The 12,355-nt window shown below is 73.1% G+C and carries 12 protein-coding genes; 5 read left to right on the top strand and 7 right to left on the bottom strand.

Annotated elements, in window-relative coordinates; translation table 11 throughout:
• Positions 1–214: 214 nt before the first annotated feature.
• The 4 genes from ACWERV_RS05555 to ACWERV_RS05570 all read left to right on the top strand — a co-directional run bounded on the left by ACWERV_RS05555 (position 215) and on the right by ACWERV_RS05570 (position 3,217).
• Positions 215–1,192 carry a ribose-phosphate diphosphokinase gene (locus tag ACWERV_RS05555; protein WP_398177286.1) on the top strand — a complete coding sequence of 326 codons (978 nt, stop codon included), beginning with the start codon at positions 215–217 and terminating at the stop codon, positions 1,190–1,192.
• A 225-nt stretch (positions 1,193–1,417) separates the two neighbouring features.
• Positions 1,418–2,050, top strand: a complete 633-nt coding sequence (locus ACWERV_RS05560; protein ID WP_398177283.1) for a 50S ribosomal protein L25/general stress protein Ctc — start codon at positions 1,418–1,420, stop codon at positions 2,048–2,050.
• 106 nt (positions 2,051–2,156) lie between these two features.
• Positions 2,157–2,750: an aminoacyl-tRNA hydrolase gene (pth, locus tag ACWERV_RS05565; RefSeq protein WP_452929148.1), complete on the top strand. Its 594-nt coding sequence runs from the start codon at positions 2,157–2,159 to the stop codon at positions 2,748–2,750.
• Between the two features lie 62 nt (positions 2,751–2,812).
• A complete protein-coding gene (locus tag ACWERV_RS05570; RefSeq protein WP_452929151.1) occupies positions 2,813–3,217 on the top strand; it encodes a hypothetical protein in 405 nt (134 codons plus the stop codon).
• Between the two features lie 144 nt (positions 3,218–3,361).
• Here ACWERV_RS05570 and ACWERV_RS05575 read toward each other — a convergent pair whose 3' ends face one another.
• Entirely contained in the window at positions 3,362–4,183 is an 822-nt protein-coding gene (locus ACWERV_RS05575) for a trans-aconitate 2-methyltransferase (RefSeq protein ID WP_398177274.1), read from the bottom strand.
• 136 nt (positions 4,184–4,319) lie between these two features.
• Between ACWERV_RS05575 and ACWERV_RS05580 the strand changes: the two genes are divergently transcribed.
• Positions 4,320–4,817 (top strand): MarR family winged helix-turn-helix transcriptional regulator, encoded by a 498-nt coding sequence (locus ACWERV_RS05580; protein WP_398177271.1) that lies wholly within the window; start codon positions 4,320–4,322, stop codon positions 4,815–4,817.
• Here the strand turns inward: ACWERV_RS05580 and ACWERV_RS05585 are convergent.
• From ACWERV_RS05585 to ACWERV_RS05610, 6 genes are all read right to left on the bottom strand, one after another.
• Positions 4,776–5,573 (bottom strand): LuxR C-terminal-related transcriptional regulator, encoded by a 798-nt coding sequence (locus ACWERV_RS05585; protein ID WP_398177640.1) that lies wholly within the window; start codon positions 5,571–5,573, stop codon positions 4,776–4,778. The genes ACWERV_RS05580 and ACWERV_RS05585 overlap by 42 nt on opposite strands.
• Positions 5,574–6,117: 544 nt before the next feature.
• Positions 6,118–7,269, bottom strand: coding sequence for a galactokinase (gene galK / locus ACWERV_RS05590; RefSeq protein WP_398177268.1), 1,152 nt, complete (start codon positions 7,267–7,269; stop codon positions 6,118–6,120).
• On the bottom strand, positions 7,266–8,243 hold the full coding sequence (galE, locus tag ACWERV_RS05595; protein ID WP_398177265.1) for a UDP-glucose 4-epimerase GalE: 978 nt from the start codon (positions 8,241–8,243) through the stop codon (positions 7,266–7,268). The genes galK and galE overlap by 4 nt, the downstream gene beginning before the upstream one ends.
• Entirely contained in the window at positions 8,240–9,337 is a 1,098-nt protein-coding gene (gene galT / locus ACWERV_RS05600) for a galactose-1-phosphate uridylyltransferase (protein ID WP_452929157.1), read from the bottom strand. Before galT ends, galE begins: the two co-directional genes overlap by 4 nt.
• Before the next feature lie 195 nt (positions 9,338–9,532).
• Positions 9,533–10,210 (bottom strand): helix-turn-helix transcriptional regulator, encoded by a 678-nt coding sequence (locus ACWERV_RS05605; protein WP_398177259.1) that lies wholly within the window; start codon positions 10,208–10,210, stop codon positions 9,533–9,535.
• Between the two features lie 247 nt (positions 10,211–10,457).
• Positions 10,458–12,263, bottom strand: coding sequence for an outer membrane protein assembly factor BamB family protein (locus ACWERV_RS05610; RefSeq protein ID WP_452929161.1), 1,806 nt, complete (start codon positions 12,261–12,263; stop codon positions 10,458–10,460).
• Between the last annotated feature and the right edge of the window lie 92 nt (positions 12,264–12,355).

The following is a 12,355-nucleotide window of genomic DNA, read 5'->3' on the forward strand; positions in this document are numbered from 1 at the left end:
CACCACCCACACCCACCTGCCGGTTCCGGCAGGGCGAACACCCGCCGTCGCACATGCGAGCGGCGGGTGAGTGAGGGCTGTCTCATCGGCCGCTCCGAGGTGCACACATGCGCCGGAGGGGGCGTACCGTGTGGGGTGCACACAATTCCGCCAGCACGCCCGCATCCGGGTGTCGCTGTGTCGAACACCAGTCGAACACCAAGGAGACGGTGCAGTGACCGGGATCAAGACGACCGGTGAGAAGAAGCTGATGCTCTTCTCCGGCCGCGCCCACCCCGATCTGGCGGAGGCGGTGGCACGGGAACTCGGCGTCGAGCTGGTGCCGACCAAGGCTTTCGACTTCGCCAACGGCGAGATCTACGTGCGGTTCCAGGAGTCGGCGCGCGGCGCCGACTGCTTTCTGATCCAGAGCCACACCCGGCCGATCAACCAGTGGATCATGGAGCAGCTGATCATGCTGGACGCCCTGAAGCGGGCGTCGGCACGCAGCATCACCGTGATCGTCCCCTTCTACGGCTACGCGCGGCAGGACAAGAAGCACCGCGGCCGTGAGCCGATCTCCGCACGGCTGATCGCCGACCTGTTCAAGACCGCGGGCGCCGACCGGATCCTCACCGTCGACCTGCACACCGACCAGATCCAGGGCTTCTTCGACGGGCCGGTGGACCACCTGTTCGCGCTGCCGGTACTGGCGGACTACGTCGGCGCCAAGGTCGACCGGGACAAGCTCACCGTCGTCTCCCCGGACGCCGGACGGGTGCGCGTCGCCGACCGCTGGTGCGACCGGCTCGGCGCGCCGCTGGCCATCGTGCACAAGCGCCGCGACCCGGACGTCGCCAACCAGGTGACCGTCCACGAGGTCGTCGGCGACGTCGAGGGCCGGGTGTGCGTGCTGGTCGACGACATGATCGACACCGCGGGCACCATCTGCGCCGCCGCGGACGCGCTCTTCGCCAACGGCGCGGAGGACGTCATCGTGACCGCCACGCACGGTGTGCTGTCCGGTCCGGCCGCCGACCGGCTGAAGAACTCCAAGGTCAGCGAGTTCATCCTGACCGACACCCTGCCGACCCCGGCGGAGCTGGACCTCGACAAGATCACCGTGCTGTCGATGGCGCCGACCATCGCCAACGCGGTGCGCGAGGTCTTCGAGGACGGCTCGGTCACCAGCCTGTTCGAGGAAGCGCACTGATCCGGCGCGGGCGGCCGCAGAATCGGTACGCCCGCGCTCGGTGATCGATTTCGTCCGGGGCCTTCCCGCCGGTTACGCTGTCCGCGTTGCTCGGCGAGGGAGGCCCCGGACGCGTCTGACGCGGTCCGGAATCCGGCTCCGTTATCGACGCGCTCCTCGTGAACCGTGGATCGGCCCGTCGGGGCCGGGCGACCGTACCGTCTGCCACCACGAGGAGTGAACCTCATGTCCGAGGTCAAGATCCCTGCCGCTCTGCGCACCGAGTTCGGCAAGGGCGCCGCGCGCCGTATCCGCCGCGCCAACCAGGTCCCCGCCGTCATCTACGGCCACGGCGCCGAGCCCAAGCACGTCTCCGTCCCCGGCCACGAGCTGCTGCTCGCGCTGCGCACCGCGAACGTCCTGATCTCGCTGGACATCGACGGCAAGTCCGAGCTGGTCATCCCCAAGGCCGTGCAGCGCGACCCGATCAAGGGCTTCCTGGAGCACGTCGACCTGCTGTCGGTCAAGCGCGGCGAGAAGGTCAACGTCGAGATCCCGGTGACCGCGGAGGGCGAGCTGGCCCCCGGCGGCAACCTGCTGGAGCACGTGCTGGCCGCGCTGCCCGTCGAGGCCGAGGCGACCCACATCCCCGAGGGCGTCACCGTCAGCGTCGAGGGCCTGGAGGCCGGCGCCTCCGTCCTGGCCAAGGACATCGCGCTGCCCAAGGGCGTCACGCTGGCCGTCGACGAGGACGCCGTGGTGATCCAGGTCGTCGCCGCCCAGGTCGAGGAAGCCCCCGAGGAGGGCGAGGAGGAGGCCGAGACCGCCGAGGCCGCCGAGGGCGAGACCGCCGAGGAAGCCGCCGCCGAAGAGGCCTGAGCCTGACACCGCGGCCCGCCGCCGTACCCTGTCCCGGGGTACGGCGGCGGCCGTGTCTGTCCCCCCGGTCCGTGCCGGGCGGACCCCCGCACCCCATGGAGACTCGATGAGCGACAGCACAGCGCCCTGGCTGGTGGCCGGGCTCGGCAACCCGGGCCCCGAGTACGCCGGGAACCGGCACAACATCGGCTTCATGGTCGCCGACCTGCTGGCCTCCCGCATGGGCGGCTCCTTCAAGCGCTCCGGCAAGGCGCAGGCCCAGGTCCTCGAGGGACGTATCGGCCCGCCCGGACCGCTGAGCCGCCGGGTGGTGCTGGTCAAGCCGATGTCGTTCATGAACCTGTCCGGCGGCCCGGTCACCGCGCTGCGGGACTTCTACAAGGTGCCGACCGAGCAGATCGTCGCCGTCCACGACGAGCTGGACATCCCGTACCCGACGCTGCGGCTCAAGCTCGGCGGCGGCGACAACGGGCACAACGGGCTGAAGTCGCTCACCAAGGCGATGGGCCCGGACTACCTGCGGGTGCGGGCCGGGATCGGCCGCCCGCCGGGGCGCATGGACGTGGCGGCCTTCGTGCTGAAGGACTTCTCCTCGACCGAGCGCAAGGAGCTGGAGTGGTTCGTGGACCGCGCCGCCGACGCGGTCGAGGCGCTCGTCGGCGACGGCCTGGAGCGGGCGCAGAGCACGTACAACAACTGACGGACCACGGACCGCCGACCGGGAGTTGACCCGGCGGCACACCATGGCCAAGGATCGCCCGCATGGTCGAACGGAGCCGCTCCCGCCGTGCGGCGGAGGGTGCCAGGGGCCCGGCGCGGCTGGCCCGGGTGGTGGCCGTCGCGCTCGTCGCCGCGCTGCTGCTGGTGTCCGGCGCCTGGGACTCCTGGCGGACCGCGCAGCACGTGATGCTCACCAAGGGCCGCGAGCACGGCACGATGACCCTGACCGACTGCGGCGACTCCACCTGCACGGGCCCCTTCGCGCCGAAGGGCACCGCCGTGGCGCGGCCGGAGGTCACCATCAGCCTGCCGATCCGGCACACCACGGGCGCGCACATCCCGGTCGCCGTCGAGCCCGGCACCGACACCGTGGTGCGGGCCGGCTGGGGCGGGGTGCTGTGGGCGTGGGTGCCGCTGGGCGGCCGCTGCTGCTCGCCGCGATGGTGACGGCGGCCGGCCTGCGCGCCTACCGCACCGCCTGGACGCTCAGCGGGCTCGGCGCGGCGCTGCTGGCCGGGGCGTTCCTGACGCTGTGACCCCGCGCCGGCCGGGCCCCGCACCCCCTCGGGCGACGGGACCCGGCCCCACCGGTCAGCGTGCGGGGGTGCGGGCGACGGCGAAGATGCGGCGGAAGGGGAAGACCGTGCCGTGCGGGCCCGGCGGGTAGGCCTTGCGGAGTAGGTCGCGGTACTGCCCGACGAACTCACGGACGGCGGCCGGATCGCCGTCCAGGGCGGTCAGCACCGGGCGCAGGGCGGTGCCCTTTGTCCAGTCGAGCACCGGGTCCTCGCCCTGGAGGAGCTGCACGTACGTCGACTCCCAGACGTCCACCTGCGCGCAGCCCAGCTCCGTCAGGTGCTCCAGGTAGCCGGCGGGGCTGAGGATGTGGACGTAGCGGCGGCCGTGGTCGTCGAGGCGGTCGCGCCAGCGCGGGGACTCGCACAGCTCCGCGAGCAGCGCGTGGCTGGGCGCGGTGAAGTTGCCCGGCACCTGGAAGGCCAGGGTGCCGCCGGGCGCGAGGTGGTCGAGCCAGTCGCCGAAGCGGTCGGCGTGGCCGGGCACCCACTGGAGCGCCGCGTTGGAGACGATCAGGTCGTACTGCTCGTCGGGCGTCCAGTCGGCGGCGTCGGCCCGGCGGAAGTCCAGGGTGCCGCCGCCGGCGGTGGGCCCGGCGTACTGCTGCGCGGCGGACAGCATCTCGGCGGAGTTGTCGAAGCCGGTGACGCGGGCGGCGGGCCAGCGGTCGGCGAGCAGCGCGGTGACGTTGCCGGGCCCGCAGCCGATGTCGGCGATCCGCGGGGAGCCGCCGCCGGGCAGTTCCGGAATCCGGTGGAGGAGGTCGAGGAACGGGCGGGTGCGGTGGGCGGAATGGTGGAGATACTGGTGGGGATCCCACGTCGGGCTTGCGTGCATCGTTCGTACTCCCTGGGTGGTACGGAACCCGCTGCCGAAACGGAGCGCGAGGTTCATCTCTCCGGTTCCAGGCTCCACCCGGGGATATCTTGATGTCAAGAGACTTCATATCGACAGACCTACTACACTGATCTCCATGGAGGACGAGGTCGACCGGCTGGTCGCTGCATGGCGCCGAGAGCGCCCCGACCTCGACGTCGAACCGCTCGAAGTGCTCAGCCGGGTCAGCAGGCTCGCACGGCACCTGGACCGCGCCCGGCGGCTGGCGTTCGCGGAGATCGGACTGGAGCCCTGGGAGTTCGACGTCCTCACCGCGCTGCGGCGGGCCGGGACGCCGTATCAGCTCTCACCGGGGCAACTGCTCACACAGACCCTCGTCACATCCGGCACGATGACCAACCGGATCGACCGGCTCGCCGAGAAGCGGCTCGTGGAGCGGCTCCCCGACCCCTCCGACCGGCGCGGGGTACTCGTCCGGCTCACCCCCGCCGGACAGGACCGCGCCGACCGGGCCCTGGCCGGCCTGCTCGCCCAGGAACGCTCCATCCTGGGCGAGCTGACCCAGGCCCAGCGGGCGGAACTCGCGGGCCTGCTACGACAGCTGACCGCGCCGTTCGACAACATCCCCACCTGAGGCGGCCAGCTCCACCGGCCCCACCCCGGCCCGCCGGGCCAGCGCCACAGCCGCCAGCGTGGAGTGCACGCCCAGCTTGCCCAGCACGTTCTGCATATGGGTGCGCACCGTGTGCGGGGACAGGAACAGCCGCTCGGCGACCGCCTTGCGGCCCAGCCCCGCCACCATGCAGCGCAGCACCTCCTGCTCGCGCGGCGTCAGCGACTCCACCAGCTGCTCGCTCTCGGTGCGGTGCCGCCGGGCCGCGGTCAGCTCCCGCAGCACCCCGGTCAGCAGCGCGGGCGGCAGATGCGTCTCGTCCCGCAGCACCCCACGCACCACGGCCAGCAGCCGCGACAGCGAGCAGTCCTTGGCGACCCACCCGGACGCCCCCGCCTGCAGCGCGCAGGCGGCGCGGTGCGGGTCGTCGCGCTCGGCCAGCACGACCGTACGCGTCCCCGGATGCTCGGCCTGCACCCGCTCGACCAGCGCGAGCCCGTCCAGCACCGGATCGCGCGGCTCGGCCGCGCGCAGCGCGGACGGCGGCGGTACGGACGCCAGCGCCGGGCGGCCGCGCGGCGCGGTGCCCAGATCGGCGTCGACCAGCAGTACGTCGTAACGGCGGCCGTCGACCGCTGCCCGGTCGAGGCAGCGCTGTGCGGCGGGGCCGCTGCCGGCCGCCGACACGTCGACGTCTGACTCCGCCGCGAGCGCGGCGGCGAGCGACTCGGCGAAGATGCGGTGGTCATCGACGACGAGAACGCGGATTCGTCCCACGGACACCACTCCCGGTGTACGGCACTCCCCCAGTGGCGGGGCCTCGCGTGGGACCCGGTCCCGTACCGCGGGCCGCCGCCCGCGGACGGGGCCGGATCCCTGCGTCTCGCCCCCTGATGAACGCCGGCCCCCACCGGCGTTGTGGGAAAAGCGTAGGGGTTCCCCGGCGGAATGGCGCCGTCTTGGCGCAACTTGCCCTGCCGGGCGGGGCTCGGGCTGCTCGGTAAGCGGTTTCCCTGCGGTGGCCTGCCGGGGGCGCGGGGTGTGCGGGGTGCGCTGACCGCGCCGGGGGCGCCGGGGGTGCGGGGAACGGCGCGGCCCGCCCCCACCGGCCGGTGGTCCTGGGGGCACCTCCCAGGCGGAGCTCTGGGGGAGCGCAGTTCCCCGCGCCCCTGGGGGCGAGGGCCCCGCGCCGCACGCGCAGCCCCAGAACGAGCCCCCCGCGCGCCGCGAAAAACGGGTGCCCCGCGCCGCACGAGCAGCCCCGAAACGGGTCCCCGCACCGCACGCGCGCCCCCGAAAACGAGGGCCCCGCGGGGCATCGTCAGGTCAGGCGGTGGGCTCCTGGGGAGGGGGCGGCGGCGAAGACGCGGGCGCCGGGGAGGGCCGCGAGGATCGCCGAGGTCACGGCGGGGGCCGCGGACGCCGGGGTCAGGACCACCGCGGAGCCGCCGAAGCCGCCGCCGGTCATCCGGGCGCCGAGGGCGCCGCCGGCGAGCGCGGCCTCGACCACGAGGTCCAGCTCGGGGCAGGAGACCTGGAAGTCGTCCCGCAGCGAGGCGTGGCCGGCCGTCAGGACGGGTCCGACGTCGGCGACCCGCCCGGCGTCGAGCAGCGCGACGACCTCCTCGACGCGCCGGTTCTCGGTCACCACGTGCCGGGTCAGGCGGCGCAGCCGCTCGTCGGAGAGCGCGGCGAGCGCGGTGTCGAGGCCGTCGAAGGGGACGTCCCGCAGCGCCGGGAGGCCGAGTTCGGCCGCGGCCGCCTCGCAGCCGGACCGCAGCCGCGCGTACGCGCCGTCCGCGTGCGCGTGCTTGACGCGGGTGTCGGCGACGAGGAGCGCGAGGCCGGCCTCGGCGAGGTCGAGCGGGACCTGGCGCTGCACCAGGCCGCGCACGTCGAGGTGCAGGGCGTGGCCGTCGGTGCAGCACGCGGAGGCGGTCTGGTCCATGACGCCGACGGGCGCGCCGACGTAGGTGTTCTCCGAGCGCTGGCACAGCAGTGCCAGTTCCTGCCGCGGGAGTTCGACGCCGTGCAGGTCGGCGAGGGCGAGCGCGGTGACGACCTGGAGGGCCGCGGAGGAGGACAGGCCGCCGCCGACCGGCACCGTGCTGGTGTAGTGGATGTCGGCGCCGCCGACCGGGTGGCCGGCCTCGCGCAGTGTCCACAGCACGGCGGCGGGGTAGGTGGCCCAGCCCGCGTCGGTGCCGGGGGCGAGGTCGTCCAGGGCGAGTTCGACGACACCGCCGCTCATCTCGGCGGAGTGCACCCGCAGCCGTCCGTCGTCGCGGCGGGCGACGGCGGCGCGGGTGGTCCGGTCGAGGGCGAAGGGCAGCACGAAACCGTCGTTGTAGTCGGTGTGCTCGCCGATGAGGTTCACCCGTCCGGGCGCGGACCAGCAGCCCTCCGGGTCGCGCCCGAAGGCGTCCTTGAAGGCTATGCCGAGGTCGTCGGTCGTGCCGGGGCCGTCGGTCATGCGTCCTCCCGAAGGGATTGGGCGAAGGTCCACGCGTCGCGGACGATGTCGGCGAGATCGGTGCGCACGGGCTGCCAGCCGAGCAGGTCGCGGGCGCGCTGCGCGGAGGCGACGAGCACGGCGGGGTCGCCGGCCCGGCGCGGCTGCGCGGTCTCGGGAATGGGGTGCCCGGTCACCTGCCGGGCGGTGTCGATGACCTCGCGGACGGAGAAGCCGCTGCCGTTGCCGAGGTTGCACACCAGGTGCTCGCCGGGCGCCGCGTGGGTGAGGGCGAGCAGGTGGGCGTCGGCGAGGTCGGCGACGTGGATGTAGTCGCGCACGCAGGTGCCGTCGGGCGTCGGGTAGTCGTCGCCGAAGACGGCGACGGCCTCGCGGCGGCCCTGGGCGACCTGGAGGACCAGCGGGATGAGGTGCGACTCGGGGTCGTGCCGTTCGCCCTGGCCGCCGTACGCGCCCGCGACGTTGAAGTAGCGCAGCGACACCGCGGCCAGGCCGTGGGCGGCGCACTCGGCGCCGATCATATGGTCGACGGCGAGCTTGCTGGCGCCGTACGGGCTGGTGGGCGCGGTGACGGCGTCCTCGGTGACGGGGACGGAGGCCGGTTCGCCGTAGGTGGCGGCGGTGGAGGAGAAGACGAGGGTGCGCACCCCGGTGTCGCGCATGGCGTCCAGCAGGTCCATGGTGCCGCCGACGTTGTTGCGCCAGTACTTGCCCGGGTCCGCGACGGACTCGCCGACCTGTGAGAAGGCGGCGAAGTGCAGCACCGCGTCGAAGCTCGGGTCGAGCACCTTGGCGGCGTCCTGGATCCGTCCCTCGACGAAGTCGGCGCCGTCCGGCACCCCGGCGCGGAAGCCGGTGGACAGGTCGTCCAGCACCGTCACCCGGTGCCCGGCGTTCAGCAGCCGGGCGGCCACCACCCCGCCGATGTACCCGGCGCCTCCGGTGACCAGCAGCTTCCTGGGATTCTCGGTCACGTGCTCGCTACCTCTCGCAGTCGCTGTGCGGCGGCTTCCGGCGGGACGTCGTTGATGAAGGCGCCCATACCGGACTCGGACCCCGCAAGGTACTTCAGCTTGCCCGATGTGCGGCGAATCGTGAAAAGCTCCAGATGCAGGGCGAATTCGCGTCGCTCGGGGATGCCGAAGGGCGCCTGGTGCCAGCCGGAGATGTACGGGGTGGGCGGCTGGTCCGGGCCGAAGATCCGGTCGAAGCGGCGCAGCAGCTCCAGGTAGACGCCCGGGAACTCGGCGCGCGCGTCCTCGTCGAGCGCGAGCAGGTCCGGCACCCGGCGGCGCGGGAAGAGGTGCACCTCGTAGGGCCAGTGGGCGGCGTGCGGGACGAACGCCACCCAGTGCTCGGCGGCCAGCACCACCCGGCTGCCGCCCGCGGCCGCGTCGGCGGTCCCGTCGGCCGTCCCGTCGACCGTCTCGTCGGCGAGGACGTCGTCGAAGAGGTTGCGGCCGGTGCGCTCGCGGTGCGCGGCGAGGGTGCCCAGCATGAGCGAGGTGCGCGGGGTGACGAACGGGTAGCCGTAGATCTGGCCGTGCGGGTGGCCGAGGGTGACGCCGATCTCCTTGCCCCGGTTCTCGAAGGCGAAGACCTGCACGACGCCGGGCAGCCGGGAGAGGTCCAGGGTGCGGTCGGTCCAGGTGTCGAGGACCAGCCGAGCGCGGTCCTCGGTGAGGTCGGCGAAGGAGGCGTCGTGGTCGGAGGTGAAGCACACGACCTCGCAGCGCCCGGCGTCGCCGGCGAGCGAGGGGAAGCGGTTCTCGAAGACGACGACCTCGTAGTCGCTGTCGGGGATCTCGCTCAGCCGCCCCTCGCGCGACGGGCACAGCGGGCACTCGTCGGCGGGCGGGTGGTAGGTGCGGCCCTGGCGGTGCGAGGCGATGGCCACGGTGTCGCCGAGCAGCCGGTCCTCGCGCAGCTCGGAGTGGGTGGAGACGGGTTCCAGGGGGCGGCGGTCGACGGCGTCGCGAACGGGCGCGGCCGCGCCGCCGGGGCGTACGTCCCCGTCGTAATAGATGAGTTCACGGCCGTCCGCGAGCCGGGTCGTCGTCTTCTTCACCCTGCTGACCCCTCACACCACAATCACCCAACAGAACCGCACACAATGAATCATGACACAACAGTGCAGTCAATGCGCGGGCGTGGGTGAAGTTGACGCGTTGGTCAGTACGGGGCTGCGACTCCGTTTCGGGCACAACCAAACAAAGACGAACAGATGCGTGAGCGGTTCCCCCGCCGGAGCGCCGTGGCGCCCTCAGCGCGGGCCGGGAGCCGCCGCCCGGTCCAGCAGGCCGGTGCGCGCGGCCAGCGCCGCCGCCTCCAGCCGGGACCCGACGCCGAGCTTCATCAGCACCCGCTGCACATGGGTGCGCGCGGTGCTCGGGGCTATCCGCATCCCCGCCGCGATCAGCCGGGTGTCCTCGCCCTCGGCGACCCGCACCAGCACCTCGATCTCCCGCGGGGTCAGCATCTCCAGCAGCCGCACGCCCTCGTCGTCCGGCTGCTGGGCGGGATCGAGCAGTTCGGCGAAGGCGCCCTGCAGCAGCGGCTGGGCGATGGCGACCTCGCCCGCCCGAGCCTTGGCCATGGCCCGCTCCACGCCCTCGATGCGCTCGTCATGGCGCACATAGCCGGACGCGCCGGCCGCGAAGGCCGCCGCGATGCCGCGCGGATCGGGCACCGGGCCCAGCACCACGACCGCGACCGCCGGGCGCTCCCGGCGGATCCTGGCCACCGGTTCGAACGCGCCGGGCGCGGCCGGGGCCGCCGTGCCGAACAGGCACACCTCCGGCGACCGGCCCAGCACCAGCTCCGCCGCCCCGCCGGACGGCGCCGACGCGGCCAGCACCCGGTGCCCGCGCAGCTTCAGCGCCGACGCCAACGCCTCCGCGAGCAGCCGGTGGTCGTCGACGACGACGAGCCGTACCCCCATCCAGGACACCCCCTCCACGGGGCGGCCCGGTCCCCGCCGCCCCCCATTGCCCTACGCATACCGCGCGACGGCCCCTCCCAACCGCGCGTCCGGGCGGTACGAGCCCAGGCACGCGAAGGTACACGCTTGCCCCATGACAGCGCGCCCCCGACGCGGCACGGGCGCCCGGGAATTCCGGGGCACCCGTGCGCGCCGGGGGCGCGCGGGGGTACGGACGCGCCGTGGGCGGACCCGCGGCGCGCCGCCGTCAGTGGAGGTCGACGATGTACTTCTGGTCGTCGTTGCTCTCGTAGACGGTGTGGCACGAGTAGAAGAAGTGGCCGTTGTGCCAGTACATGTAGCCCTCCAGGTCGGACATGTCGCCGACCTTGTCCTCCGTGCCGTCGGCGAAGACCGCGTACTTCTGCATCGCGCCGGTCGCCGGGTCGACGGTGTCCAGCTGGCCGGCCACGTCGTAGTCCGGCGGCTCGACGGCGAGGATCTTGCCGTCCGGCAGGAAGTCCAGGCCCACCACGGCCTGCTTGTCGGCCGGCTTGGCGATCCACTTCTGCTTGCCGTCGGCGGTGTTGAAGGCCACGATGCCGCTGAGCACCTGGCCCTTGCTGTCGCCCTGGCTGCGCAGCGTCAGATAGACGGTGTCCTTGCTGACCAGGATGTTGTGCACGTCCTCGACGCCGTTGTCACCGAGCGAGATGTCGTACTTGTCGGTGCCGAGCGAGATCCGCGAGAGCATCTTGCCCGCGGAGAGGGTGACGACGTCGGTGGCGAGCGCGTCGCCGTTCTGCGTGTCGAGCACCACCACGACCGGGTCGGTGGAGACGACCGCCTTGACCTCGAAGCCGCTCGGCGCCTGCCACGACCACTTCGCCTTGCCGGAGTTCTCCGGATCGACGACCTGCACCTTGTAGGTCTTGAAGTCGCAGTTGACGACGACCACGAACTGCGCGCCGCCCGCGTAGCCGTCGTCCTCGCAGTTGCCGTTGCCGCCCTGCCAGAGCACCTTCTGGGTGCTGATGCGGTAGGCGATCGAGCCCTCCATCCAGTCGACGCCGACCGTGTCGCCGCTGATGGCCATCTGCGAGTAGTCGAAGTCGCCGCTGCCGCCGTCACCGCCGGGCAGCGTCGCCGACCACTTCGCGACACCCGTCGTCAGGTCGAAGACCATGATCTGGTTGCACGTCGGGCCGTACTGGATCGCCGCAAAGTTCTGGTACGTGTCCCTGGCCGACGAGCAGTCGTCACCCGCGGGCGCGGCGAGCGTCCACGCCTGGTCGCCGGTCGCGATGTCGTACGCGGTGACCTTGTTGATCTCCTGCTTCACCACGAGCTTGTCGGTGAACCAGATGCCGGGTATCCGCTTGAGGTTGTCCTTCTTGGCGACGGTGTCGGCCGGCTTGTCCCACGCGAACTGGATCTCGCTGGAGTGCGGCGACTCGGTCGGGCCCTTCTGCCCGCTCGCGGTCGGCTTGGGCTTGGGGTCGTCACCGCCGTCGCTCTTGGTCGCGAAGTAGACGGCGACCACGGCGATCAGCGCCACCGCCACGACCGCCGCGATGATCGCGATCATCTTGTTGTTGTTCCGCGCGCCGCCCGGACCGCCGGGCGCCCCCGGATACGGCGCCGGCGTCTGGTAGCCGTACGGGCCCGGCGGGGGCGTCTGGCCGTACTGCGGCTGGCCCGGATACGGCTGCTGGGCGCCCGGGTACGGCGGCGGGGCCTGCGGCGGCACACCCGGCGGGGGCGTCTGCGGCGGGACCTGGAAGGCCGCCTGCGTCGGGGCCTGGGCGTACGGGTTCTGCCCCGGCGGCACCGGCTGCGCGTACGGGTTCGGCCCCGCGGGCGGCGGGGTCTGCGGCGAGGCGGGGGCCGGGTAGCCGTAACCGCCGCCCGGAGCGGGGGGCGGCGGCGGGGGCGGCGCGGAGCCGGGGGCGGGGTAGCCGTAACCGCCCGGCGGCGGGGGCGGGGTCTGCGGAGATCCCGGCGGTGGCGGCACCGGCGCGTCGGACTTCCCGAACTCGGGCGGGGTGCCGGGCGGCGGGGGCGGCTGGGACATCGGCGGAACCTCTTCGCAACTCACAACAGTGTCGGGCGGAAATTCTTTCTATCACCCGGCACCGACACCCCCGCGGGCCGCGGCAGTTCCGT

The sequence above is a fragment of the Streptomyces sp. NPDC004031 genome (assembly GCF_053604375.1).